Genomic DNA, 25,650 nt, shown 5'->3' with positions numbered 1-25,650 from the left:
ACGGGTTTACGACCACAGCGTCACTCTCGGCGCATACCACTAGGCCGCAGCTGCCTTGACCGCCTCGCTGACATCCGTCCGCAGCTTGAGGTATTCGGGCGAGCGTCGCAGCTCATGAGCCGCGACGCCGGTGCGCGGCAATTCCACCAGCAGGTCCAGTGCGATCTTTCCCGGCCGCCGGGTCAACACCACGATCCGTGAGCCCAGGAACGCGGCCTCGTCGGCGCTGTGTGTCACGAACACCGTGGTGCGACCGGACTCGGCGCTCACCTGGCGGACATCCTCCTGCAACCGCTCGCGGGTCAGCGCGTCCAGCGCCGCGAACGGCTCGTCCAGCAGAAACAGCGGCGTCTCCGCCGCCAGGGCCCGGGCAATCGCCACCCGCTGCTGTTGGCCGCCGCTGATCTCCCAGATCTTGCGTTGTGCGGTGCCCTCCAACCCGACGCGCTCCAAAATCGCCGCTCGGCGCTCAGGCCGTAAGTCCCGCGGCACATTGGCGTACTTGAGTGCCAGGTCCACGTTGCCGCCCACCGTGCGCCACGGAAACAGGCGCGGGTGCTGGAAGACGACGCCCGCAGTCACCCCGGGTGTCGGCCGGACACCGGACACCTTGACCTCCCCCTCCGAGGGCGTCTCGAACCCGGCGATGAGACGCAGCAGCGTGCTCTTGCCGCAGCCCGACGCGCCCACCAAGACCAGGAACGAGCCGGGTGCCACGTCGAGGTCCACCGGGCCGAGTGCGGTCACCTCGTTCTGTCCACGGCCATAGCGGTGGGCGACGTTGCGGATCCTCAGGCCACCGGAAGTATCACTGCGTGGTGATGACATCGGGCAATCCCTTCGTGTAGATCGCATCCGCGAACGTCTGCACCGGTGCGGCCGTGGGGATCTGTTTCTGATCGGCCAGGAACTGTGAACCGGCCTGCAGCGTCGCAGCGAGATCGCCCGGCTCGCCGTCGACGCCCAGCCACTCCTGCGAAACCTGCTCGGCCGGCGTGAGAATCACGCTCTGCTCGAGTTGCCCGGCCACCTCCTCGGGCGTCAGGCCGATCTCCGCGGCGATCGCCTTGGCCGCGGCAGTCGGATCATCGTGGATGACATCGGCCGCCCGGGCCTGCTGCCGGCGCCAGATGTCGACGACATCGGGGTGTGCGTCAGCGAATTCATCGGCCACCACGGCCAGATCGCCCGTCGGCTTGCCGGCCTCGGCCAGCTGCCGGCTGCTGATCAGTTCCCTGCCGGACTTGCGCAGCTGGTCCAGCGTCGGCAACCAGCTGTAGGCCGCGACGATGTCACCACGCTCCCAGGCCGCCAGAATTCCCTGCGGCTGCAGGTCGATCAGCTGAACATCGTTGGCCGACAAGCCGTTCTGCTCCAGAGCCGCGAGCAGACTGTAATGGGCCGTCGACGCGAACGGAGTGGCGACGCGCTTGCCCTTGAGGTCGGCGATGCTGTTGACGCCGGAGCCGTTGCGGGCCACCAGCGCCTCGTTCGCACCGGCGACGTCGAGCACGTAGGCCACCTTGTACGGAATGTTCAGTGGCGCAGACAATCCGCGGGCCACCGGGCTCGAGCCCAGTGCCCCCAGGTCGAGCTCCTTGGCGACGAATGCGGTGTTGACGTCGGCGCCGGAGTCGAACTTCGTCCACTTGATGTTGTAGTCCGGCAACGCCTCTTCGAGCCACCGGTGGTTCTTGACGATCAGGTCCCCGCTGATGAACGCCTGGTAGCCAACCCGGATGGTGGGCTTTCCGGAGTTCTCCCCGGAGTGGTCCACCGCACAGCCGGCCAGCGCCAAGGCCGATGCCGCCAGGGCGACGAACAACGATCGGATCTTCATACTTTTCCTCTCCATGGCACCGCGCGCCGTTCGATGGCACGAAGCAGACCGTCGATCACCAGACCCGAGATCCCGATGGCGAAGATCCCGACCAGCACGACCGGTGTGTTGTTGTAATTGCTTGCGTCCTTGACCAATCCACCGATTCCGGGGATGCCGTTGAACAGTTCGGCGGCCACCACCGAGGAGTAGGCCAGCCCGACCGCCAGCCGGATTCCGGTGAAGGTCTCGGGCAGCGCGGACGGCACCACCACATCGCGGATCACCTGCGCCCGGGTTGCGCCCAGCGCGCGGGCGGCTTCCTGCAGACCGACGGGGGCGGCGACGACGGCCGAGGTCGTGGCCACCGCTGCCGGCGGCAGGGCAGCCAATGCGAGCAGGGTGATCTTGGGGGCCTCGTCGATGCCGAGCCAGATCACCAAGAGGAAGAAGTACGCCAGCGGGGGCAAGGCCCGCAGGAAGGTCAGCCACGGCTCCAGCACGTTGCGCAGCCAGCCGATCGAACCCATCACCAGCCCCAGCAGCACCCCGAGGACGACACCGATGACGACACCGGCCAGCAGCCGACGCAGGGTCATGTAGAGGTGCTCATAGAGCAGATAGCCGGCGTATCCGCGGGCGCCGTCATGGGTGGTGGACACGTCGAGGAAGGCCCGCCAGACCGCACTCGGGTACGGCACGAAGGTCTGGTTCCAGATGCCGGCCCAGGCGACCAGCTGCCACACGGCGAAGAACACCACGACCGACAGCAGCGGCAGCGCGGATCTCAACAGCACGCCGCGCCAACGGGTGGACGGCGCGCTGGGACCCGACGCACCCGTTTCGGACTCGGCGGGAACGACATCGACGAAGACAGACACTGTGGTCGGCTTTCTGTTGCTGAAGCAGGGGGAGGCGCGTGGCTTCAGCGACAGCAACCCGGCAGCGTCTCGTTCACCCGGGTATTGGTACCGGGGACGGCCGATCCGGTGAAGATCTGAAATCGGACTGAGTTTATTTGCCGCGCACGAGCGGCGGCCGGCGGCTGTAATGGAGGGACGCTCCGAGAAGAGGAAGCATCGTGACGAACTCGATCAAGACAGTGACCGTGCTCGGAACCGGGGTGCTCGGTTCCCAGATCGCGTTTCAGACCGCGTTCAAGGGCTTCCCGGTGACGGCCTACGACATAAACGACGAGGTCCTGGCGGCCGCGAGCGCGCGATTCGACAAGCTCGCCGAAACCTACGCCGACGAAGTGCCCGATGCCGGCGACGGTGCGGCCCAAGAAGCCCGGGGCCGGCTCACGCTGACCTCGGATCTCGCCGCCGCCGTGACCGACGCCGACCTGGTCATCGAAGCGATCCCCGAGATCCTCGACCTCAAGCGCGAGACCTACCAGAAGCTCGGCCAGCTCGCCCCGGACAAAACCATCTTCGCCACCAACTCCTCGACGCTGCTGCCCAGCGATCTCAAGGAGTCCACCGGCCGGCCCGAGAAGTTTCTGGCGCTGCATTTCGCCAACCGGGTGTGGCAGTTCAACACCGCCGAGGTCATGGGCACCGCCGACACCGATCCGGCAGTCTTCGCCGCTGTCGTCGAATTCGCCAAGGCCATCGGAATGGTGCCCATCGAGTTGCACAAGGAGAAGGCCGGCTACGTCCTCAACTCACTTCTCGTGCCATTCCTCAACGCCGCCGCCGAACTCGCGGCCGGCGGCTACGCCGACCCCAGCGCCGTCGATGCCACCTGGCGGATCGCCACCGGCGCGCCCGTCGGCCCGTTCCAGATCTACGACATCGTCGGTCTGACAACGCCGTACAACATCATGTCCCACGGAGACGCCGAAGCTCAGAAGCTCGCGGCCTGGCTGAAAGAAAACTACATCGACAAGGGAAAGCTGGGGCTGGCCAGCGGCGAGGGCTTCTACAAATACAACTGAGGAAGAGGCGAGATGTATTACAGCAGCGGCAATTACGAGGTCGGCGAACTATTCGCCGAATACGGGTTGATCCCCGGCCGCGGTTGAGCTCAGGGTCTGGACCGGCAGGGCCCGCACGGCGTACCGGACGGCCAGCAGCACAGCCGGAAGGGTGATCGCCATCAGCGGCCAGCCCATGGCGATCCGGGCCGCGGCCAGCAACCCGTCCTGATCGGTGTCGTAGAGGTAGTACTGCACGACGAACCGCACCCACGACACCGCGGCCATCACGGCGGTCGCGGCGGTGAACGCCAACCGCACCCGAGCCACGCCGCGCCACGTGCTGTCCCGGCCGGTGACCCAGGCCCAGAACACCCCGACGACGGGCCGCCCGACCAGGATCGAGGCGGTGAACAGCAGGCCCAGGCCCAGGTACATCCAGATGCCGGGCAGGTAGAAATCCTTGGCCTGGCCGGTGACGAGGGCCACCCCCGCGCACAGTGCCACCCCGGCGAACCCCCACAGCGCCGGCCGGGTCGATTCGCGCCGCACCAGCTGCCAGACCAGGATCACCGCGGCGACACCGACCGCCGCAGCGGTGGCGGGAATGCGGCCGGACGCCGCCGAGACCACCGCGAACGTCGTCACGGGCAGCGCCGAGTACACCAGGCCGCGGATACCGCCGACCCGGGCCAGCGCGGTCTCGACCGGAGTGCTCGTCATTGAAGCGACAGTACCTAGCCCGACTGAGCAAGCAACTTGACCTGGTTCGATGTGGTTGACTCGATGCTCATGACCCAGGTGCAGGGACGAATCTGGCGCTCCGGCCGGCCGGTCGACGGCTTCAGCTTCTCGGCGATCTCCGACTGCCTCGCCGACGAGGACGTCCTGCTGTGGGCCGACATCTTCGAACCCGACCACCAGACGCTCAGCGAGCTGGCCACCGAACTCGGGCTCAACATCTGGGCCGTCGAAGATTCGCTGGCCCCCATGGAGCGCACCAAAACCTCGGTGTACCACACCCATACGTTCTTCACGGTGTATGCGGTGAGCACCCGAGACCCCGGAAGTACCGGCGCCGCAGACCCTTCGGCGTCGTCGCTGATCCGGCACCGGATCTCGGCGTTCGTGCTGCCGCGCGCCCTGATCACCGTCCGCCTGGGCTCCGCCGAGCACGCGGCGCAGGAGTTCGACGTCGATGAGGTGTCGCGGCGGTTCGACGAGCTCGGCGGACAGCAGTACGGCGTCGGCGCACTCGTCCACGGCCTGCTCGACGTCGTCGTGGACGGACATTTTGCCGCCGTCCAGGCGCTCGACGATGCCGTCGAATCACTGGAGGACGAGCTGTTTCTCGAGCGCGGGCCGCGGCGGGGTCTGCAGCGACGCACCTTCCGGCTGCGCAAGGACCTGGTCCACCTGCGCCGCGTCGTGCTGCCGATGCGCGAAGTGGTCAGCACCATTCAGCACCGCCGGTTCGACGCACCCAACGGGTCCGCCCTCGATCCGCTCTACGCCGACCTCTACGACCACGTGCTGCGCGCCTCGGAGTGGACCGAATCGCTACGTGACCTGATCACCGCGGTCTTCGAGACCAATCTGTCGCTGCAGGACGCGCGATTGAACGTGGTGATGAAAAAGCTCACCGGCTGGGCGGCCATCATCGCCGTGCCGACCGCGATCACCGGGTTCTACGGACAGAACGTGCTGTATCCCGGGATCAACACCGCCGTCGGTTTCGTGGTGAGCACCGTCCTGATCGTGGTGCTGGTGGCCGTCCTATATGTGATGTTCAAGCGCCGGGACTGGCTGTAGGCTGCGGACCACAATCCGACTGTATCGGTAAAGCGCAGGTCAAGGGCATATAGCCGGTTTCAGCAAGGCGCTTACCTGCGGAGGCGCCCGCCCGCAGAGAAACTGCAGATGCAACACTCTTCGGAGCCCAACCAACTAGATGGGACCGAAAATCGATGTTCATCGGGATACCCCGCGAGTCTTCACCTGGTGAGACCCGCGTCGCCGCGACACCTCAGACCGTCGGGCAGATTATCAAGCTCGGCTACACGGTAGTCGTGGAATCCGGCGCGGGCGCCGCCTCGAGCTTTGCCGACGATGCCTACGTATCGGCCGGCGCCGAGATCGGTAACCCCTGGGACGCCGACGTCGTACTGAAGGTCAACGCGCCCAGCGACGACGAGATTGCCGCCCTGCGTGACGGTGCGACCCTGGTCGCCCTGATCTCGCCGGCGCTCAAGCCCGAGCTCGTCGAGAAGTTGGCCGCCCGCAAGATCACGGTACTGGCGATGGATGCGGTGCCGCGTATCTCGCGGGCCCAGTCCCTGGACGTGTTGTCATCGATGGCCAACATCGCCGGCTACCGCGCTGTGGTCGAGGCCGCGCACAGCTTCGGCCGGTTCTTCACCGGCCAGGTGACCGCGGCCGGCAAGGTTCCGCCGGCCAAGGTGCTCGTCGTGGGTGCCGGTGTGGCCGGCCTGGCCGCCATCGGCGCGGCCGGCAGCCTGGGCGCCATCGTGCGGGCCACCGATCCGCGGCCCGAGGTCGCCGACCAGGTCGCCTCCCTGGGCGGTGAGTACCTCTCCGTCGCGAACGAGCAGGCCGAAGTCTCGGCCACCGGTTACGCCAAGGAAATGGACGACGACTACAAGGCACGCGAGGCGGCGCTGTACGCCGAGCAGTGCAAGGACGTCGACATCATCGTCACGACCGCGCTGATCCCCGGTAAGCCCGCGCCGCGCATCATCACCGCCGAGATGGTGGCCTCGATGAAGTCCGGCAGCGTGATCGTCGACATGGCCGCGGCCAACGGCGGCAATGTCGAGGGCACCGTCAAGGACGAGGCAATCGTCACCGACAACGGGGTGACGATCATCGGCTACACCGACCTGGCCGGCCGACTGCCCGCGCAGGCCTCCCAGCTGTACGGCACCAACCTGGTGAACCTGCTCAAGCTGCTGACCCCGGAGAAGGATGGCAAGGTCATCCTCGACTTCGACGACGTGGTGCAGCGGTCGATGACCGTGGTGCGCGACGGCGAGACCACCTGGCCCCCGCCGCCGGTGCAGGTCTCCGCGGCCCCGGCCGCTCAGCCCGTCGCCGCGGCTCCCGCGGTCAAGGAAGAGAAGCAGCCGATGTCGACCGGGCGCCGGCTCGGGATCACGTTCGCCGCGGCGGCCGCGATCTTCGCGCTGATCGCGATCTCGCCGGCGGCGCTGCAGGTGCACCTGACGGTGTTCGCGCTGGCGATCGTGATCGGGTACTACGTGATCGGCAATGTGCACCACGCGCTGCACACCCCGCTGATGTCGGTGACCAACGCGATCTCGGGAATCATCGTGGTGGGCGCGCTGCTGCAGGTCGGCCACGGCAATGCCGTCGTCACCGCCATCGCGACCTGCGCCATCCTGCTCGCCAGCATCAACGTCTTCGGTGGCTTCGCGGTGACGCGTCGCATGCTGGCGATGTTCTCCCGCAGCTGACGCCCCCTCTCCTCAGAACCTTCGGAAACGGATTTCCATGTTCAACCTAGAAAACGTCGCCACGGCGGCCTACGTCGTCGCCGCGTTGCTGTTCATCCTGGCGCTGGCCGGCCTGTCCAAGCACGAGACCTCCAGGGCCGGAAACACTTTCGGCATCACCGGGATGGCGATCGCACTGATCGCCACCATCGCCCTGGCCTTCGAGCGCAAGATCGAGCCGCTGGGCCTGGCCCTGCTCGTCATCGCCATGATCATCGGCGCCGCGATCGGCCTGTGGCGGGCCCGGGTGGTCGAGATGACCGGCATGCCCGAGCTCATCGCCCTGCTGCACTCCTTTGTCGGTCTGGCCGCCGTGCTCGTCGGCTGGAACGGCTACCTGCACGTCGAGGACGACCCCACCGGCGCCGAAGCCCTCAAGCTCGGCACCGAGGGAATGCTCGGCATCCACTCCGCCGAGGTGTTCATCGGCGTCTTCATCGGTGCCGTCACGTTCACCGGTTCCATCGTGGCCAACCTCAAGCTGTCGGCCCGGATGAAGTCCGCCCCGCTGATGCTGCCCGGCAAGAACTTCCTCAACGTGGGCGCACTGGTGGTCTTCGCCGTGCTGACCGTGTGGTTCGTCATCGACCCGCAACTGTGGCTGCTCGTCGTGGTCACCGTGCTCGCGCTGCTGCTGGGCTGGCACCTGGTCGCCTCCATCGGCGGTGGTGACATGCCGGTGGTGGTCTCGATGCTCAACAGCTACTCCGGTTGGGCCGCGGCCGCATCGGGCTTCCTGCTGTCCAACGACCTGCTGATCATCACCGGCGCACTGGTCGGCTCCTCCGGTGCCTACCTGTCCTACATCATGTGCAAGGCGATGAACCGCTCGTTCATCTCGGTCATCGCCGGCGGCTTCGGCATCGAAGCCGGCCCGGCGGACGACAAGGACTACGGCGAGCACCGCGAGATCACCGCCGAAGGTGCCGCCGAACTGCTCGCCCACGCCGACTCGGTGATCATCACCCCCGGCTACGGCATGGCGGTGGCCCAGGCCCAGTACGGCGTCGCCGACCTGACCCGCAAACTGCGCGAACGCGGCGTCAACGTCCGCTTCGGCATCCACCCCGTCGCCGGCCGCCTGCCCGGCCACATGAACGTGCTGCTGGCCGAGGCCAAGGTGCCCTACGACATCGTGCTGGAGATGGACGAGATCAACGACGACTTCGACGGCACCTCCGTCGTGCTCGTGATCGGCGCCAACGACACGGTGAACCCGGCCGCCGCCGAGGATCCGGGCAGCCCGATCGCCGGCATGCCGGTGCTCACGGTGTGGAACGCCGACAACGTCATCGTGTTCAAGCGGTCCATGGCCTCCGGTTACGCCGGCGTGCAGAACCCGCTGTTCTTCCGGGAGAACACCCAGATGCTGTTCGGCGATGCCCGCGACCGGGTGAACGACATCCTGGCCGCGCTGCCCGCCGCCGAGCGCGTGTAACTCTCTCTGCCGAGCAGTCCCCCGCAAGCGGGAGGTACCCCCAGTGAAATCCCCCATTTCCTCATGGAACTGGGGGATTTCACGTCTGTTCAGGAAATCGGAGGCGCCATGACTTCAGATGAGAACATCGTCATCCCGGCGTGGATGCAGCCCATGTACGACACCTATCATTACGCCCCCGCGGTGATCGACGGCGACCAGCTGCGCTGCTCCGGCATGATGGGGATCCGGCCGGACATGACCCTGCCCGAAGATCCGCAGACCCAGTTCCGGCTGGCCTTCGAGAACCTGCGCGGGGTGCTGGCGGAGGCCGGCCTGACGTTCGCCGACGTCACCGACATCACCAGTTATCACGTTGGGCTGCAACAACACATCCAGCTCTTCGGTGCGGTCAAGGACGAGTTCGTGGCCGCACCCTACCCGGCCTGGACCGCCGTCGGTGTCACCGAGCTGGTGCTGGGAGCATTGGTCGAGATCCAGATCATCGCCCGGATACGTTGACTGTTCCCCGTCGGTCCCCCGCCGAGCAGACGCAAAACCCCCCATTTCCGTAGGGAATTGGGGGGTTCTGTGTCTGGTCGCGATGGGGTCGCAGCTACATGTTTTCCCTGTCCTCGTCGATTCTGTCCTGGTCATTGATGCTCTGCACGTCGCCGTCCAGATCGGACGTGATCTGACCCGTGATCGTGCGCTGGAGCTTGTTTATGTTGGCGTCCGCCGTGAGGTATCCGGTGTGCGTACCCGTGACGGTGATGTCGGCGAGATAGTGGATGCTGGACTGGCTGGCTGTGGTGTCAGTCGATTCGATGCCGTTGAGGACCATTCCCTGCTCATTGACGTAGTCCGTGTAGGTGACGGTGCGGACGATGTGACCCGTCGTCGGATCGGTCACCTCGGTGACCACCGCGGTACCACCACCCGCGCCCCCGTAGGTCCCGGTGGGAGGCAGCGGAGCCGCGCTGGGAACGTAGCTGCTGAGCTCGGGCGCCCAGGTCGGGTCCGGCGTCACCCGGTCGCCCTCGACCGGTCCGACGCTGGTCGTGTACTTCAGATTTGCGATGACCAAACGGGATTCGCCGGTCGGGCTCGCCTCCCAGAACGTGACGGCATCGCCGGTATCGTTCCAGCTCGCCATACTGCGGGCGGTGTAGCCGTCACCGTCGACGAACACCGGCACGCCGTTCTCGCCCTTCAGATCATCCTCGACGGCAAGGATCCACTCCTGGTTCGAGATATTTTGGCCGTCTGAGTTTCCGGCATAGGCCTGGTACACCGCTCCCTGGATGTCGGCCGGCAGGAACGCCGGGCGCACAATTCGAGACATCGGCGTCAACGCGTCGTACCCACGGGTGCTGCCGATCGCGATCCACTTCTGGTTGGGCGAGAGATCCGTGTCCTCGTCGTAGTCGAGGTTTCCGGTCAGCCGGGTCACCGCACCGGTCTCCAGATTCACGACGATGTCATCGACGTTGCCTGCCTCATAGCGGCCGCCGAGGATGATCACGCCCTTACCGTCGGGGGTCCACTGCTTCCCCTCGCCGACGGGGTAAACCACACGGGCGTCTGCGATTTCATATCCGGCGTCGGTGCGCTCCAGCCGTCCCACCACCGGCACCGCCGTGATGAGTCCATCCGGGTTCATCTGGATCTGGCTGAACAACACATGCGTTCCGTCGGGAGAAATCCGCATTTCCCGCTGCGGGTCGAGCACTCGCGTGCCGGCCGGCGGCGTGATGACCGGGACCAGCTGCTTACCGTCGGCAGTCTCTTCGTACACGACGTAGGAGTTGGGACTCGTGGTCACCTGAATCATCAGGCGCCCCGAACCATCTTGGAACGGGACGACTCTCGACAGGCCGGCGGTGACCTCCGTGGACACACCGCAGGTGATGCACTCGACTTCCGTACCGTCGACGCTGATCTGGTAGATCTCCTGACGGCCGCCCTCGGCCGGTGTGGCCCCAAAGTAGATGGACTGTCCATCCTCCGAGAAGCGCGGCGTGTTCGGGTTCGTGATACCGTCCGGCAGATCCAGGATTACGCGCTCCACGGTGGGGTTGAGCACCGTCACATCGACGTCCTTCTGGGCCGTGCGCGGTGTGAACAGGCTCAACAAGTTGATCTTGTCACCGTCGGTCACCGATACGGTGAACGAATCCAGCTGCGCCGCATCGTAATCAATGTCATCCGGGGTGTAGGTGAACTCACCGGTCTCCTGATCGATGGTCACGGTGCCGTACGTCGGCTGCTCGGTCACCGTGTAGGTCAACTCGTCACCTTCGGCGTCGGTCACACCGATGTTGCCGGTGACGGTCTGGCCCGTCTGCACCGTTGTGGTCGGGCTGCTGACCACCGGCGCCTGGTTGAACGCGTTACGACGCACCCACGCCAGGGCCGCCCACATGATCGGCGTGAACGGTTCCGGCGAATCCGGAGCCGGAGCGAGGAACGGATTGAGCACCGTGGTGACAATCCCGTTCAGGACACCGAGTACCCCTTCGACGGGGTTCTCGGCCTCGACTGCCGGCACAGCGGCCGCCGTCACCGTCGCCTTCGCAGCTGTCCGCAGATCATCTGCGGCAGAATCGAATACCGGCTCATCGGTTGTCGTCAGCACATCTGGAGCGGCGATCTCCTCTTTGGCCCTGGCCGCGAGCTTCCTGGTGACCTGCTCCACCCGCCCGACCGACTGCTCGAGGGTGGCACCGGTATTCACCGAATCCGCCGCAGCCAGGGGCGCCTTGGTATCGGACACCGCCTCCGATGCGCGCGGCGACGCCTTGCCATCCGAGAAGTGCGCGATCGTCGATCTCACCTTGTCGGGAATTGAAGTCAGCGCGTCCAACTGCGTGTCGATCGCCTCGACGAGGCCCGCCGGCTTGTCCGGTTTCTGCTGTGGTGCAGGGACTTCGACTTTCACTTGGGTCGGCGCATTGCGCACACCACCACTGCTGCTGATGGTCACGCCGGGCGCCAGCTCCCTGGTCGACGACGTCTTGCCCGACCGCTTCGGCTTGAGCGGCTTCTTGACCACACTCTTGCCGGGACTGTCCGCCGACGATCCGCCCTTGCCCGCCGGCGAGCTGTCACCACCGCCCCCAGTGACGGTCTTGCCCGACGACGTGCTCGCCGGACTCGATGTGGACGACTGCGACGAGGACGTCCCTGTCGTGTCCGCCGCAGCGACGCCGTAGCCGGACGCCAGCGCGGCGACCAGCCACCCCGTCACCACGATGCCGCTGTAGGCACCGATCCGGCCGGTAGTTTGAAGTATCCGGCGAGATGCGGTCGGGCCTGCCGGCGCGCCCGAAGGAGGGGAGGTGAACTGCGGATTGATGAGCGGATTGACAGCAGTCATGGCGCGGCTCCGATGCCCTAGGCCGATTTAATTTCTGTGACGAACTTAATAGCAGCATATTGTTGAGGCCGTCAAGGAGGTTCTGCTGAAACGGTCAGAATCGGCGCGGCAGGAAAAGCAGGTGTTGCACCTGCTGCACCGCCAGCGCGTCGTCCACCTGCTTCGGACCGAGGGCCCACTGGCCCGGGCCGACTTGGCCGATCGGCTCGGACTGAGCCGTCCCTCGATCACCGCAATCGTCGGCGAGTTGATCGACGACGGGACCCTTGTCGAACTGGATGCCCGCGTCGAAGGTCCGGGCTACCGGGGCCGTCCCCGCAAACTACTGGGCTGCAACCCGCAGGCGAGACGCGTGCTCGGCATCTGGATCGACGAACGTCGAGCCCGCATCGCCCTGGCCGACGCCACGGGCAACATCTCGCGCGAGGACGAGACACCTACGGCCGGTCGCACGCCCGCTTCGGTGATCCGCTCGATCACCCGGATCGGCAAGCAGATGATCGAGGAAGCCGCGGACAGCTCAGTCGTCGCCGCCGGCGTCTGCCTACCCGGATTTATCGACAGCACAACCGGTTTCGTCGTCGAGTCGAAAGCGCTGGGCTGGTCCGAGGTGGAACTCGGTAAGCCGATCGCCCGCGCGCTCGGAATTCCGACCGCGGTGCAGGACAGCACCCAGGCCATGACGCTGGCCGAGACGATTGCCGGCCAGGCCAGAGAGGTGCGCTCGGCGTTGGTGCTCAATTGCGGTGGACACTTCAACGTCGGCCTGATCATCGGCGGACGCCCGTACCCAGGGGCCAGTGGCGTTGCCGGCGCGATCGGACACATGCCGGTGGCCGGCAGCCAAGCGAAATGCGCATGCGGACGCATCGGCTGCGTCAACGCCAGTATGTCCCTGCACGCCATGCAATCCGTTGCACCGCAGACCGAGGGGATGGCGCTCAAAGAGATCGACCTCGATGCAGTAGCGCAGGAGACAGCCCGAAACCCGCACTCCCAGAAGATCATCAGCGACGTCATCGACCAGATGGCCCGCACGGCGATCCTGATCGAAGCGGTGCTCGATCCCGAGATTCTCATCCTGTCCGGGCTCATCACCGAGTTCGAAGAACTCATCGTCGCCCTCGACGCGCGCATCGAGGAGATCAGACCGCCCGAGCGACGGGGCCGCACGACCACCATGCGCTCGCAGATCGGGCGTGATTACCGGGTCGCGGTCATCGTCGCCCTGCAGCAACTCGATCCCGACATCGCCGGACTGCTGCACTGATCTCCGCCGAGGACCTCCGCCGAGCAGACGCAAACTCGCACGTCTTTTTCGGCCGAAAAGTTGCGACTTTGCGTCTGCTCGCGGGAAAACTAGGATATGCAAGTATGCCGGTGGACCGCCTACTTCCTTCCGACGAGGCTCGTGACCTCATCGAACTCACCCGCGACATCGCCGACAAGGTCCTCGACCCGATCGTCGACGAGTACGAGCGCGACGAGAAATACCCCGAAGGCGTCATGGCCCAGCTCGGGGCGGCCGGGCTGCTGAGCCTGCCCCAGCCCGAACAATGGGGCGGCGGCGGCCAGCCCTACGAGGTGTACCTACAGGTACTGGAGGAAATCGCCGCACGGTGGGCTGCGATCGGCGTCGCGGTCAGCGTGCACAGCCTGTCCTCGCACCCGCTGCTCTCCTACGGCAGCGACGAGCAGAAGCAGCGCTGGCTGCCCGGCATGCTCTCTGGCGAGCAGATCGGTGCCTACAGCCTGTCCGAACCACAGGCCGGGTCCGACGCCGCCGCACTGAGCTGCAAGGCCACCCGCGACGGCGACAGCTATGTGCTCAACGGGTCCAAGGCGTGGATCACCCACGGCGGGAAGGCCGATTTCTACACCCTGTTCGCCCGGACCGGAGAGGGCAGCAAGGGCATCTCCTGCTTCCTGGTACCAGGTGATCTCGAAGGGCTGAGCTTCGGCAAGCCCGAGGAGAAGATGGGTCTGCACGCCGTGCCCACCACCTCTGCCTTCTACGACAATGCCCGGCTCGACGCGGACCGGCTGATCGGCCAAGAGGGACAAGGCCTTTCCATCGCGTTCTCGGCGCTGGACTCCGGCCGGCTCGGCATCGCCGCCGTGGCGGTGGGTATCGCCCAGGCCGCCCTCGACGAGGCGGTCCGCTACGCCAACGAGCGAACCACATTCGGCCGCAAGATCATCGACCACCAGGGATTGGGCTTCCTGCTGGCCGACATGGCCGCCGCGGTCATCAGCGCCCGGGCCACGTATCTGGATGCCGCACGACGGCGCGACCTGGGCCTGCCGTATTCGACGCAGGCATCGGTCGCCAAGCTGGTCGCAACGGACGCCGCGATGAAGGTCACCACCGACGCCGTACAGGTGTTCGGCGGCGTCGGCTACACCCGCGACTTCCGCGTCGAACGCTTCATGCGCGAAGCCAAGATCACCCAGATCTTCGAGGGCACCAACCAGATTCAGCGCCTGGTCATCTCGCGGGCGCTGGGTTCCTGACGAAGTCCGTCACCGCGGCCACGAACTGCTCGGGCCGCTCGACCATCGGAGAATGTCCGGAGCCCTTGAGCACCACCGGGGCCAGACCCGCCGCGGTGTAACGCTCGACATTCGGAGCCGTCGGGGTCAGCACATCCTGCTCGCCCCACAGCACCAGAACTGGCTTGTGCAGGGCGGCAAGGGTTTTCGTGACCGGCACGGCCGGAGCTTTGGAATCGCACACCCCGGAGTAGGTGAGCTGTTCCAGCGACCGGTGAGCGAACTCGGGCACCGGGTAGTCATCGGCAAACCCGCTCTGCAGCGTGCTCTCCGTGATCGCGTCGACACTGCGGAACCGGTCCAGGGCCGGCCCGATCACCGGCCAGCACACCATGTTTCCCAGGGCCGGCATGGCGACCAACTCCTCCGACCCCGGGGTGTCGGACACCACGACGCGCTCCACCAGATCCGGGTAGCGCTGGGCCAGCGTCGCCGCAACCTTGCCGCCCATCGAATGCCCCACCAGTACGGCGTCGCGCACACCCAGCGCCACCAGGGCGTTGTGCACCGCGGAGGCCTGGCCGTCAGCGGTGTAGTCCGAGGCCGCCGTCGTGGCTTCCGAACCACCGTGACCGACCAGATCGATCGCGATCACCCGTTGATCCCGGGCCAGTTGTGGGGCCACCCGATCCCACCACTGCACAGAGGCCGAGTACCCGTGCAGCAAAATCACCGCGCGCTCACCGGCCGGCCCGTATTCCCGCACGTTGAGGTCGGGGCCGTCCAATTCCAGCACGTGCCCATCCGCAAACGGGGCGGCCGCCCGCTGCTGCCGGCTCACCAGCAGTTCGTTCACCAACAGTGCCAACACGGCCAGCACCAGCACGCTCAGGGCGATACGCAGCTTCACGCTGCGCACAGTAGTACCGAAGGAGCCGGCCCCACCAGCGAGTTTCCCCGGTGGTCGCGGTCTCAGCGAACAGCCGCATAATGGCAGGTGCCATGAACGCACCCGTCCACGCCGCCTACCCCCCTCGGCATCGCCTGCCGCGCCGGGGCGTACAGGCCGCCCGCCGCGCCGCTGTGGGCGTGGTGGCACTGTCGGTGCTGGCCGGAACCGGGATGGGATGGGTGACCTACCACGGCGTGCTCGACGGCATCACCACCTCAAATGCCCTCGACGGCGGCCCGGTGTCCACCGGGGACACCGAAAACATTCTGATCATGGGGCTCGACAGCCGGCTGGATCAGCACGGCAACCCGCTGCCCGAGGACATCTACGAGGCGCTGCACGCCGGCGACGAGACCGTCGGCGGCTACAACGCCAACGTGCTGATCGTGGTGCACCTCCCCGGTGACGGCGGGCCCGCCACCGCGTTCTCCATTCCCCGCGACGACTACGTCCAGATCGCGGGCTGCGATGTCGACCCGTGCAAGGGCAAGATCAAGCAGGCCTACGGCTGGGCCTATCAACGCGAAATGGAAACGCTGGAGTCCGATTCCGACGACCAGTCAGAGCATGAGCAGCAGGCCCGTGAAGCCGGGCGCCGGGCCCAGATCGCCACTGTCCGCAACCTGCTCGGCATCCCCATCGATCATTTCGTCGAAGTGACCCTCGGCGCCTTCTTCCAGATCGCCAAGGCGGTTGCACCAATTACCGTGTGTCTCAACGCCGACACCTCAGATCCATACTCCGGGGCGGACTTTCGCGAAGGTGTGCAACAGATCGACGCCGCACAGGCAATGGCCTTCGTCCGACAGCGCCGCGACGTCAACGACGAGAACTTCACCGATCTCGACCGCACCCGCCGCCAACAGGCTTTCATCGCTGCCCTGGTATCCGCCCTCGGTGAGAGCGGCGCCCTGTCCAGCCCGACCAAGCTGCGCGAGCTGCTCAATGTCACCAAGCAGAACGTGGCCCTGGACTCCGGCTTCGACCTGGCCAGCTTCGCCAGCCGGGCCTCCGACCTGACCGGGGCGCCGCCGACCCTCTACACCCTGCCGATCAAGGAGTTCAGCCAGAACGCCTACGGCGAGGACATCAACATCATCGACGTCCCGACGATCCGCAAGATCGTGCACGACCTGGTCTCCAAGGACGACAGCCCGTCGTCGTCGACGACCTCGACCAGCAAGGCCGAGGCGCTCGACGGTCAGGGCGCGGTGCTCGACGTCGTCAACGCCTCCACCTACAGCGGGCTGGCGGCGGCGCTCGAATCCACCTTCGGTGCACACGGATTCACCGAGGGCCAGATCGGCGACGGCGACTCGCTGGCCGCCGCCACCACGATCGACTACGGAACCGGCGCCGAGGCCGCCGCCCAGTCGCTGGCCGACGAGCTGGGTGTGGTTGCCAGTCCCTCCACCGAGGTGCTGGACGGGACGGTGCAGTTGACGGTGGGAACCGATTTTCCCGGCCACGACTATCTGACCGGATCCACCGACACGACGTCGACCGATGCCACCTCGTCGGACTGGAACTCCAGCAGCGAGACCACGGAGGAGACCACCGCCAGCACCCCGGTGACCACGGTCGCCGCGACCGCGACCGGAACCTACACCCCGGCGCCCACCGACCTGAGCCAGATGAAGGTCTCCGGCATTCCCTGCGTCAAATAGCGGCAGCTACAGCGTCACCGTCACCTGCGTCCCGTAGCCGACCGCCGAGCTGATCGACATCGAACCCCCCATGGCCTCGATGCGAACCTGCAGCGAGGCCAGTCCGATGTGCCCCTCGGCGACGGATTCGGCCACCTTCGACGGATCGAACCCGGCGCCGTCGTCGGCCACGGTGAGCACCGTACGGTCGCCGCGGGGATGCAGCCCGACCGAGATCGTGCTTGCCCCAGCATGTTTGTTGATGTTGGCCAGCAATTCGCGCGCCGCCCGGTACAGCAGGGCCTGCCCGTCGGGGCGACCGACATCGTCGAGATCCGCCCGCACCGTCAACCCCGGGCGATTCTCATACTGGCGCAGCAGTTCCCGCACTGCCGGGGCGAGCCCCAGTTGGGCCAGCACCTGCGGATGCAGCGCGGTCACCGTCGAACGCAGGCCGGCCGCGGTCTCCTGCAGGGCCGCGTGCACGCGGTCCAAGTCGGGATCCGGGATGCGTTCCCGAATTTCGTCGAGGTCCAGCCGCGCGGCCAGCAGGGTCTGCAGCGGCCCGTCGTGAAGGTGTTCGGCCAGTTCGGCATTGCGCCGGTCGTCGGCGCGGGTGGATTCCGAAACCAGTTGCCGCCGCACCTCCATCAGGGCCCGCACCCGCGCCGAGCGCCGCGCCAACACGAACGACAACGCCGCCGATGCCACCGCCAGCCAGGCCAGGAAACCCACGTGCATGTACACGATGTTGGGCAGGCCGACGTTGTCGTCACGCTTGGAGTACAGGATCCACACCGCCAGGTAGCCCAGGGCGGTACTGGCCCCGAGCAACGCCGTCAGCCACGGACGGTCCTGGAACGCAACGGATATCGGCAGCAGGAAGAACACCGGCAGCAGCGCCGCGGTGGCCCCGCCCGACACCGCACACAGCGCCACCAACACCCCGACGTCGACACCGGTCGAGGCCCACTCGGCCCACGGCGGCATCGGACCGCGAAACACCACCACGAGCCACAACACCGCCACGGCCGCGTACGCACCGAGGATGACCGCGTACAGCACCGGCAACCAGTGCTCGACCTCCCACACCGAGACCAGCACCACGATTAGCCCGATCAGCGGCAGCCGAAGCAGTGCCGAGACCCGAACCGGCTGGGCGGTGAAGAATTCGACGACGCGTCCGCTTCCCATGTCAGCCCGTCAGTCCAACAACCGGCGGCGCATCGCCTCCGCGACCACCGCGCCGCGATCGCTCACGCCCAGTTTCTCGTAGAGCCGTTGCACGTGGGTCTTCACCGTGGACGGGGCCAGGTAGAGCTCCTTGGCCATCGCGGGAATGGAACGACCCTTGGCGATCAGGTCCAGCACCTCACGCTCGCGCGGGCTCAACGCCGGCACGTCGGGTTCGTTGCGGCGACGGATCTCGCCGGCCAGACCGGCGGCGAGGTTCGGGTCGAGCACGTCACGGCCCTTGGCACAGGTCAGCACGGCATTCACCAGCTCGCTGCGGGTCGACTCCTTCGACAGGAAGCCGGCCGCCCCCTGCTGCAGCGCGGAGTAGACGATCGCCGATTCGTCATGGGCCGAGACCAACAGCACCCGGGTGGGCAACTCGTCGCGGCCGACCGCGGCGGCCACCTGAGCCCCGTCGAGCTGCGGCATCCGATAGTCCAGCACCGCCACCTGCGGCTGATGGGTCCGGATCAATTCCAGTGCGTCGGCACCGTTGTCGGCCTCGGCCACCACCTCGATCTCACCGCTGGACGTCAGGGCACGGACCACGCCCTCGCGGAACATCGGGTGATCGTCGCCCACCACCACCCGCACCTTGCCGGCCATGCGGCACAGCATGGCACAGGCCGGGTCGGTGATCAGCGCGTTTAGAGTCACCGGTATGCATACCGACGAGCTGCGGTGGTTCGTGGTGCTCGCCGAGACGGAACACGTCACCGACGCCGCGGCCGAGCTCGGGATCAGCCAGCCCACCCTGTCGCGGGCGTTGGCGCGGCTCGAGAACGACGTGGGGGTGGCGCTGTTCGATCGGGTCAACCGCCGGCTGCGCCTCAACGCCTACGGGCGCGTCCTGCTCGAGCATGCCCGGCGCAGCATCAGTGAAATCCATACCGCCACTGAGAAAATTGCGGAGCTGCGGGATCCCGACACCGGGACGGTGCGGCTGGCCTTCCTGCATTCGCAGGCCGGCTGGTACGTACCCGACCTGTTGCGCCGGTTCCGCTCCGAGGCACCCCGGGTGCGTTTCGAGCTGTTCCAGGGCGCGGCCCACGAGATCGTCGAACGCCTGACGGACGGGGCCTCCGACCTGGCGATCACCTCACCGCGTCCGCCGGGGTTCCGCTGGCGCGGCCTGTACGTGGAGCGGCTGTGCCTGGCGGTGCCGCGCGAGCACCGGTTCGCCCACCGGGCCAGGATCCGGCTGGCCGACGCCGGCGCGGAGCCATTCGTCGCGCTCGCCCCGGACTTCGGATTGCGGCAGCTCACCGACGAACTGTGCGCAGAGGCCGGGATCGCCCCGCCGGTGGTGTTCGAGGCCATGGAGATCCCGACCATGGAGGGGCTCGTGGCCGCCGGATTCGGGGTTGCCGTCGTGCCGGTACCGCGAACCGAACGCGCCGAACCGGGGCCGGCATACGTGCCGCTGACGGAGGGCTCCGCCAAACGCCAGATCGGTCTGACCTGGAACCCACACCGCGAGATGCCGCCGGCTGCCGCGCGCCTGGTCGGCTTCATCATGCATAACATTCATGAATTTGAGTGAGATCATGCATTGGACACATTTTTGCTGAGGTCCTACCGTCGAGCGGGTGTCCACTTCCACCTCCGTCGACTGGCAGGGGCACGCTCGTGGCTCGACTGAATACCGGCGCCTGCTGGCGGCGTTGTTCTGCGCGGGGGTGGCCACCTTCGCCCAGCTGTACTCTCCCCAGGCCGTCCTACCGCTGATCGCCGGCGACCTCGGGACCGGTGCCGCCCATGCCGCCCTGACGATCTCGACGGCCACGGTTGGTCTGGCCTTGGGCGTGATCCCCTGGTCGGCGCTCGCCGACCGGATCGGCCGGGTTCAGGCGATGACGATATCCATCACCGCCGCAACGCTTCTCGGCCTGATCGTGCCGCTGGCGCCCAACGCCACGCTGCTGCTGTCGGGCCGGCTCGTCGAAGGGCTCATGCTGGGCGGGGTGCCCGCGGTGGCCATCGCCTACCTCACCGAAGAAGTCGACGCCGGGCACGCGGCCCGGGCGGCCGGTACCTATGTCGCGGGCACCACGATCGGCGGGCTGACCGGACGGCTGGTCACCGGGCCGATCGCCGAGTTCGCCGGATGGCGAGTCGGCGTGCTGGTGGTCGCGGTGCTGTGCGCCCTGTCGGCGTTCGCGTTCGTCAAACTCGCCCCGCCGGCACAGGGATTCACCCCGACCGGCGCCCCGTACCTGGCCCGCCGCTTGGCCGAGAACCTGCGCTCACCGCGCCAGCTGGTGCTCTACAGCCAGGGCTTCCTGCTGATGGGCGGGTTCGTGGCGATGTACAACTTTCTCGGCTTCCGGCTGCTGGGCGCACCGTTCGAGCTGCCGCAAACCGTGGTCAGCCTGGTGTTCCTGGCCTATCTGGCCGGCACCTGGGCCTCGGCCCGGGCCGGCGCGGAGGCCGGCCGGTTCGGCCGCAAGCCCGTGCTGCTCGGGTCGATTCTCACCATGATCGCCGGTGTCGCGATCACCTTGGCGGGCAATATCGTCATCGTGCTGGTCGGCCTACTGATCGCCACCGCCGGGTTCTTCGGCGCGCACGCGATCGCCTCCGGCTGGGTCGGCGTGGCGGCCGGCGATGGCAAGGCCCAGGCGTCGTCGCTGTACAACCTCTTCTACTACGCGGGGTCCAGCGTCATCGGCTGGGCCGGCGGGGTGGCCTTCGACGCGGCCGGATGGCCGGCCGTGGCCGGTGCCGTGATGGCCCTGGCGGCGCTGGCCGGGATATTGGCGGTGACGCTGCCGCGCAACTACCACCGCGGCGAGCCGCGCATCTACCACAGCTCGATGTCGCGGCCGTACTCCGATTCGGGGCGCGGACCGAAGTAGCGTCGCTGCGATTCGTCGATCGCGACGTCATTGATGCTCGCCTCACGCCGCGCCATCAACCCGTCCTCGGTGAACTGCCACAGCTCATTGCCGTAGCTGCGATACCACTGCCCGTTCGCGTCGTGCCACTCGTACTGGAACCGCACCGCCATCCGGTTTTCGCGAAAACCCCACAGGCTCTTGCGCAGAACGTAATCGAGCTCGCGCTCCCACTTGGCGGTCAGGAACTCCACGATCTGGTCCCGTCCGACGATGTGCAGGTCGCGATTGCGCCACACGGAGTCCACCGTGTAGGCGAGGCTGACGCGCTGTGGATCGCGGGTGTTCCACGCATCCTCGGCGGCCTGAACCTTCTGCAGGGCTGTGTCCAGAGTGAAGGGCGGGAAAGGCGGGCGACTGTCGGGCGAGCTTCCGGTCATGCCACCTTTCTACCTGTCTAACCATGTGGCTATCGTGGCTGGCATGGACTTCGCGATGTCGGCCAAGGCGGCTGATTACCACTCCCGGCTCACCGACTTCATGACCGAATATGTGTTCCCGGCGGAAGCCTCCTACCACGCCTATCGCGAGGACAAGGGTCCCCGGGACCACACCGTGCCGCCGGTGGTGGAGGAGCTCAAGGTCAAGGCCCGCGAGCTGGGTTTGTGGAACCTGTTCCTGCCCTCGGAGTCCGGCCTGACCAATCTGGAGTATGCCCCGCTGGCGGAGATCTCCGGCTGGAGCATGGAGATCGCTCCGGAGGCACTCAACTGTGCGGCCCCCGACACCGGGAACATGGAGACGCTGCACCTGTTCGCCGACGAGAGGCAGCGCAAGCAGTGGCTGGAGCCGCTGTTGGCCGGGGAGATCCGGTCGGCGTTCGCAATGACCGAGCCGGCCGTGGCGTCCTCCGACGCCCGCAACATCGAGACCACGATGCTGCGTGATGGGGCCGATTACGTGATCAACGGCCGCAAGTGGTGGATCACCGGCGCCGCCGATCCGCGCTGCAAGATCCTGATCGTGATGGGCCGTACCAATCCCGACGCCGCGTCACACCAACAGCAGTCGATGATCCTGGTTCCCGTCGACACTCCGGGGGTCGACATCCAGCGCTCGCTGCCGGTGTTCGGTTGGCAGGACCAGCACGGGCACTGCGAGATCGTGTTCGACAACGTGCGGGTGCCGGCCGAGAACCTGCTGCACGAGGAGGGCAGCGGCTTCGCGATCGCCCAGGCCCGGCTCGGGCCGGGCCGGATCCACCACTGCATGCGCGCGCTCGGCGCGGCCGAACGTGCGCTGGCGTTGATGGTCGACCGGGTGCAGAAGCGGGTGGCTTTCGGCAAGCCACTGGCCGAGCAGGGAGTGGTGCGCGAGTCGATCGCCAAGTCCCGCAACGAGATCGACCAGGCCCGCCTGCTGTGTGAAAAGGCCGCCTGGACGATCGACCAGGACGGCAACAAGGCCGCCCACGTGCTGGTGTCCCAGATCAAGTCGGTGGCCCCGCAGATCGCCTGCAACGTGATCGACCGAGCCATCCAGGTGCACGGCGCGGCCGGGGTGAGCGACGACTTCCCGCTGGCCCGGCTCTATGCCTGGCACCGGGCGATGCGGCTGTTCGACGGGCCCGACGAGGTGCACATGCGCACGATCGCGCGCGCCGAACTAGGCCGAGAAAAGTCACCGCTCGCGGCGGCGGCGTGCCGCCAATCGGGCACGGCGGTGACATCGCGGTGACCACCAACAACACCGAGCTCGGGGAACTGTCGGGGGCGTGGAACTTTCGGGACGTCGCGGGCGAGACCGCGATCCGACCGGGGCTGCTCTACCGCTCCAGTCAGCTCAGCCAGCTCTCCGACGCCGGCCGGGCGGTGTTCCGCCGGCTCGGCATCACTGACGTCGCCGACCTGCGGTCACATCAGGAGGTGCAACGACAGGGTTCGGGGCAGGTGCCCTACGGCGTCGCGGTGCACCTACTGCCGTTCCATCCCGACGACAACTCCACCCAGGACGCACCGCACGAGAGCACGTTCCAGCGGGTGATGGCAGAATCCGCCGATGACGAGGACGTGGGCACCGCGGCCCGCCGGTACATGACCGAGGTGTACGAGGAGTTCCCCACGCTGCCGGGCGCGCAAACGGCGGTACGCGAGGTGATTTCGCTTCTGGCACAAGACCGTCCGGTGATCGCGCACTGCTTCGCCGGCAAGGACCGGACCGGCTTCACCGTGGCCACCGTGCTCGAGACGGTCGGCGTCGAACGGGACCGCATCATCGCCGACTTCCTGGCCAGCAACAACGCGATCCCCGCGCTGCGGAATCGGATCATGGATTCGGTGCGGGCCCGGGCCCAAGACGCTCCGGAAATGGTCACCTACGCCGAGGCCCGACTAACCGACGAGGTGCTCGGGGTCCGCGAGGAGTACCTCGACGCAGCGCGGCGCAAGCTCGATGAGGCCTACGGTTCAGTGCGCGGATTCCTCGAAGCGGCCGGGGTGTCCGCTGAGGACCTCACCGCGCTGCGGGCCAACCTGGTGGGTTAGTCGACGCTCCTCTGCTCGTTGACTTTGAGCTGACGCTGCACTTTTTCGAGTAGCGGTGTGCGTGGTGTCGAAGTCAACAGGCACCGCCACGCATGGTCAGGCCGGGTGCGTCACCGCCAAACTCACCTCAACCTCGTCGGCCACCTTCATCGCACCCATCAGCATCGAATACTGCTTGATCCCGAATGCGCTGTGCCGCACGTGCGCCGTGCCGGAAATGCGCCAGCCGTCACCGTCCGACTCCACCTGCACATCGACCGCCTGGTCCCCATGGTGACCGCCGAGCTCGAGCATGCCGCGAATCCGATACGAGTCGCCGTCCCCGACGATCTCGGACGATCGAAAGACCGCTTGGGGAAACCGCTTCGCATGCAACGACTTCAACGCGTTTGATCGGATGAGCCCTTTCTCGGCACCGGAGAGCGGGGTCATGCCGCCCTCACCCCGCAGCACGTCGAGGGAGTCGAGGTCCACCGTCACCTCCATCGCGCTCGGCACGTCGCCATCCCAGTCGACGCATGCCTGCCAAGTCCGCATCGCGATGGTCAGCCGATGGCCCATCCGCGCCGCAGTACCCGTGACCCCGGTACGCAACAGCAACTCGCCCGAGTCGGGACCGAGCGTCCACCGGGTCACGACGCGATCACCAGACCCGTCACCCAGGTGATCGTGGCCAGCAGCGCGCCGGTCAGCTCCACGCCGACGGACAACGCCACACCCTTGAGGGCGTGCACAGTCGACGTCCAGGCCCGCCGGTAGTCGCGCCGGGTGGCCAGCTCGGCCAGGTAGACCCCGGCGACGAAACCGATCACCAGCCCGATCACGGGAATGACGAAGAACCCGATCACCCCGAGTACGCCGCCGGCCACCAGGGTCCAGATGCCGACCTCGGCGGCCCGCATTCGCCGCACCGGCCAGACATACTTGATCACCTCAGCGGCCACGAAGAACACCGCCGCAATCCCCAGCGTCACCCAGGCGACGGTGGCGTGCGCCGGAATTGCCCTGGCTTCCCACACCGCCCACACCGCGATCGCGGCGAACACCAGAAATCCACCGCCGGGCAGGATCGGCACCACGATGCCGACCAGCCCGACCGCGATCACCAACGCAACAAGAACGACCCCGAGAACACTCACCGGGCGTCCAGCGGCTTCTGCCCACGCACCCACTGGAGGAATCCCAGCGTCTTGGTCCGCACACCCACCAGGCCCAGCTCTTCGAATATGTCACCGAGCTCGTCCTCAGCGAAAAACCGGGCGCCGCCACGGGACAGGAACCGCATCGGCCCGCCGTGGCCCGCCGTCGGCACCATGATCGCCATCCGCCGGCCCGGCTTGAGCACCCGCACCATCTCCGAGAGCGCCGCCTCGGCGTCAGGGACCAACTGCAGCACCGCAAGTGACACCGCGGCGTCGAAGGTCTCGTCCCGGAACGGCAGCTGTTGTGCGTCGGCGCGCACGAAACCCACCTGGCGGCTCGCCTCGGCCTTGACCGCGCGTTCGAGCATCGCCTCCGAGATGTCGACACCGAGTGCCACCCCGTCGAGCCCGGCGGCCCGGGCCAGTGCGGCGGTGACGTTGCCGGGTCCACTGCCGACGTCGAGCGCCACCCCGCCGCTGGGGATGCCGAGCCAGTCGATGGGCGGGTGGAACGCCGTCAGCAGCCGACGGTTCAACAGCTGGGCGTGGTCGTAGAGCATCGACCCGACCGGGGAAGCCCACGCCTTCTGGATGAACCCGGAATTCTTGGGGGCTTCACCACTGCCCGCCCCCAACAGGTCGAGATAGCCCTTGCCGAGGTCCGGCTTGGCGGGTGGATCCCGAAGAAGATCCAGCGCCGTGCTCAGTGCCCGATTCGATGCGGTGTCCACATCT

Annotated in this window: 24 protein-coding genes; 12 read left to right on the top strand and 12 right to left on the bottom strand. The window is 67.0% G+C overall.

Going from position 1 to position 25,650, the window contains the following annotated elements; genetic code table 11:
- Positions 1–39: 39 nt before the first annotated feature.
- The 3 genes from FR943_RS00400 to FR943_RS00390 are packed head-to-tail and all read right to left on the bottom strand — an operon-like array spanning position 40 to position 2,700.
- A complete protein-coding gene (locus FR943_RS00400; RefSeq protein WP_217154352.1) occupies positions 40–828 on the bottom strand; it encodes an ABC transporter ATP-binding protein in 789 nt (262 codons plus the stop codon).
- Entirely contained in the window at positions 809–1,840 is a 1,032-nt protein-coding gene (locus FR943_RS00395; RefSeq protein WP_217154351.1) for a taurine ABC transporter substrate-binding protein, read from the bottom strand. The genes FR943_RS00400 and FR943_RS00395 overlap by 20 nt, the downstream gene beginning before the upstream one ends.
- Positions 1,837–2,700, bottom strand: a complete 864-nt coding sequence (locus tag FR943_RS00390) for an ABC transporter permease (protein WP_217154350.1) — start codon at positions 2,698–2,700, stop codon at positions 1,837–1,839. The genes FR943_RS00395 and FR943_RS00390 overlap by 4 nt, the downstream gene beginning before the upstream one ends.
- A 200-nt stretch (positions 2,701–2,900) precedes the next feature.
- Here FR943_RS00390 and FR943_RS00385 point away from each other — a divergent pair, with 200 nt between their 5' ends.
- Positions 2,901–3,758, top strand: a complete 858-nt coding sequence (locus FR943_RS00385) for a 3-hydroxyacyl-CoA dehydrogenase (protein ID WP_217154349.1) — start codon at positions 2,901–2,903, stop codon at positions 3,756–3,758.
- A 48-nt stretch (positions 3,759–3,806) separates the two neighbouring features.
- Here FR943_RS00385 and FR943_RS00380 read toward each other — a convergent pair whose 3' ends face one another.
- A complete protein-coding gene (locus FR943_RS00380) occupies positions 3,807–4,460 on the bottom strand; it encodes a DUF3159 domain-containing protein (RefSeq protein ID WP_217154348.1) in 654 nt (217 codons plus the stop codon).
- A gap of 69 nt (positions 4,461–4,529) precedes the next feature.
- On the opposite strand from FR943_RS00380, the gene FR943_RS00375 reads away from it, so the two are divergent.
- The 4 genes from FR943_RS00375 to FR943_RS00360 all read left to right on the top strand — a co-directional run bounded on the left by FR943_RS00375 (position 4,530) and on the right by FR943_RS00360 (position 9,209).
- A complete protein-coding gene (locus tag FR943_RS00375) occupies positions 4,530–5,549 on the top strand; it encodes a magnesium transporter CorA family protein (RefSeq protein WP_217154370.1) in 1,020 nt (339 codons plus the stop codon).
- Positions 5,550–5,704: 155 nt separating this feature from the next.
- Entirely contained in the window at positions 5,705–7,231 is a 1,527-nt protein-coding gene (locus FR943_RS00370) for a Re/Si-specific NAD(P)(+) transhydrogenase subunit alpha (protein ID WP_217154347.1), read from the top strand.
- A 37-nt stretch (positions 7,232–7,268) separates the two neighbouring features.
- Positions 7,269–8,708 carry a Re/Si-specific NAD(P)(+) transhydrogenase subunit beta gene (gene pntB / locus FR943_RS00365; RefSeq protein ID WP_217154346.1) on the top strand — a complete coding sequence of 480 codons (1,440 nt, stop codon included), beginning with the start codon at positions 7,269–7,271 and terminating at the stop codon, positions 8,706–8,708.
- A 108-nt stretch (positions 8,709–8,816) separates the two neighbouring features.
- Positions 8,817–9,209 carry a RidA family protein gene (locus tag FR943_RS00360; protein ID WP_217154345.1) on the top strand — a complete coding sequence of 131 codons (393 nt, stop codon included), beginning with the start codon at positions 8,817–8,819 and terminating at the stop codon, positions 9,207–9,209.
- Positions 9,210–9,303: 94 nt separating this feature from the next.
- On the opposite strand, the gene FR943_RS00355 is transcribed toward FR943_RS00360, so the two are convergent.
- Positions 9,304–12,066, bottom strand: a complete 2,763-nt coding sequence (locus tag FR943_RS00355; protein WP_217154344.1) for a cadherin-like domain-containing protein — start codon at positions 12,064–12,066, stop codon at positions 9,304–9,306.
- A 121-nt stretch (positions 12,067–12,187) separates the two neighbouring features.
- On the opposite strand from FR943_RS00355, the gene FR943_RS00350 reads away from it, so the two are divergent.
- Both FR943_RS00350 and FR943_RS00345 read left to right on the top strand, forming a co-directional pair.
- A complete protein-coding gene (locus FR943_RS00350; RefSeq protein WP_217154343.1) occupies positions 12,188–13,336 on the top strand; it encodes an ROK family transcriptional regulator in 1,149 nt (382 codons plus the stop codon).
- Positions 13,337–13,440: 104 nt separating this feature from the next.
- Positions 13,441–14,580, top strand: a complete 1,140-nt coding sequence (locus FR943_RS00345) for an acyl-CoA dehydrogenase family protein (RefSeq protein WP_217154342.1) — start codon at positions 13,441–13,443, stop codon at positions 14,578–14,580.
- On the opposite strand, the gene FR943_RS00340 is transcribed toward FR943_RS00345, so the two are convergent.
- Positions 14,555–15,469 carry an alpha/beta fold hydrolase gene (locus tag FR943_RS00340; protein ID WP_217154341.1) on the bottom strand — a complete coding sequence of 305 codons (915 nt, stop codon included), beginning with the start codon at positions 15,467–15,469 and terminating at the stop codon, positions 14,555–14,557. The two genes, FR943_RS00345 and FR943_RS00340, sit on opposite strands and share 26 nt — an antisense overlap.
- A gap of 92 nt (positions 15,470–15,561) precedes the next feature.
- On the opposite strand from FR943_RS00340, the gene FR943_RS00335 reads away from it, so the two are divergent.
- Positions 15,562–17,178, top strand: a complete 1,617-nt coding sequence (locus FR943_RS00335) for an LCP family protein (RefSeq protein WP_217154340.1) — start codon at positions 15,562–15,564, stop codon at positions 17,176–17,178.
- Positions 17,179–17,184: 6 nt separating this feature from the next.
- On the opposite strand, the gene FR943_RS00330 is transcribed toward FR943_RS00335, so the two are convergent.
- A complete protein-coding gene (locus FR943_RS00330) occupies positions 17,185–18,351 on the bottom strand; it encodes a sensor histidine kinase (RefSeq protein WP_217154339.1) in 1,167 nt (388 codons plus the stop codon).
- A gap of 9 nt (positions 18,352–18,360) precedes the next feature.
- Complete coding sequence (locus FR943_RS00325) at positions 18,361–19,011, bottom strand: response regulator (protein ID WP_217154369.1); 651 nt, start codon at positions 19,009–19,011, stop codon at positions 18,361–18,363.
- Between the two features lie 43 nt (positions 19,012–19,054).
- On the opposite strand from FR943_RS00325, the gene FR943_RS00320 reads away from it, so the two are divergent.
- Positions 19,055–19,936: a LysR family transcriptional regulator gene (locus tag FR943_RS00320; RefSeq protein ID WP_217154338.1), complete on the top strand. Its 882-nt coding sequence runs from the start codon at positions 19,055–19,057 to the stop codon at positions 19,934–19,936.
- A gap of 46 nt (positions 19,937–19,982) precedes the next feature.
- Positions 19,983–21,251 carry an MFS transporter gene (locus tag FR943_RS00315; protein WP_217154337.1) on the top strand — a complete coding sequence of 423 codons (1,269 nt, stop codon included), beginning with the start codon at positions 19,983–19,985 and terminating at the stop codon, positions 21,249–21,251.
- Here FR943_RS00315 and FR943_RS00310 read toward each other — a convergent pair.
- Positions 21,197–21,670 (bottom strand): nuclear transport factor 2 family protein, encoded by a 474-nt coding sequence (locus FR943_RS00310; RefSeq protein ID WP_217154336.1) that lies wholly within the window; start codon positions 21,668–21,670, stop codon positions 21,197–21,199. The genes FR943_RS00315 and FR943_RS00310 overlap by 55 nt on opposite strands.
- Before the next feature lie 43 nt (positions 21,671–21,713).
- Here FR943_RS00310 and FR943_RS00305 point away from each other — a divergent pair, with 43 nt between their 5' ends.
- Together FR943_RS00305 and FR943_RS00300 are read left to right on the top strand one after the other, a co-directional pair.
- On the top strand, positions 21,714–22,967 hold the full coding sequence (locus tag FR943_RS00305) for an acyl-CoA dehydrogenase family protein (RefSeq protein ID WP_218045113.1): 1,254 nt from the start codon (positions 21,714–21,716) through the stop codon (positions 22,965–22,967).
- On the top strand, positions 22,964–23,773 hold the full coding sequence (locus FR943_RS00300) for a tyrosine-protein phosphatase (RefSeq protein ID WP_217154335.1): 810 nt from the start codon (positions 22,964–22,966) through the stop codon (positions 23,771–23,773). Before FR943_RS00305 ends, FR943_RS00300 begins: the two co-directional genes overlap by 4 nt.
- A 96-nt stretch (positions 23,774–23,869) precedes the next feature.
- Here FR943_RS00300 and FR943_RS00295 read toward each other — a convergent pair whose 3' ends face one another.
- The 3 genes from FR943_RS00295 to FR943_RS00285 are packed head-to-tail and all read right to left on the bottom strand — an operon-like array spanning position 23,870 to position 25,646.
- Positions 23,870–24,409 (bottom strand): YceI family protein, encoded by a 540-nt coding sequence (locus tag FR943_RS00295; RefSeq protein WP_217154334.1) that lies wholly within the window; start codon positions 24,407–24,409, stop codon positions 23,870–23,872.
- Positions 24,406–24,912 (bottom strand): DUF456 domain-containing protein, encoded by a 507-nt coding sequence (locus tag FR943_RS00290; protein ID WP_217154333.1) that lies wholly within the window; start codon positions 24,910–24,912, stop codon positions 24,406–24,408. The genes FR943_RS00295 and FR943_RS00290 overlap by 4 nt, the downstream gene beginning before the upstream one ends.
- Positions 24,909–25,646, bottom strand: coding sequence for a class I SAM-dependent methyltransferase (locus FR943_RS00285; protein WP_217154332.1), 738 nt, complete (start codon positions 25,644–25,646; stop codon positions 24,909–24,911). Before FR943_RS00285 ends, FR943_RS00290 begins: the two co-directional genes overlap by 4 nt.
- Between the last annotated feature and the right edge of the window lie 4 nt (positions 25,647–25,650).

The sequence above is a fragment of the [Mycobacterium] fortunisiensis genome, assembly GCF_019050325.1.
Classification (GTDB): Bacteria; Actinomycetota; Actinomycetes; order Mycobacteriales; family Mycobacteriaceae; genus Mycobacterium; species Mycobacterium fortunisiensis.
The sequence above is the reverse complement of the archived record's forward strand: the minus strand, read 5'-3'. Positions and strand labels throughout refer to the sequence as shown.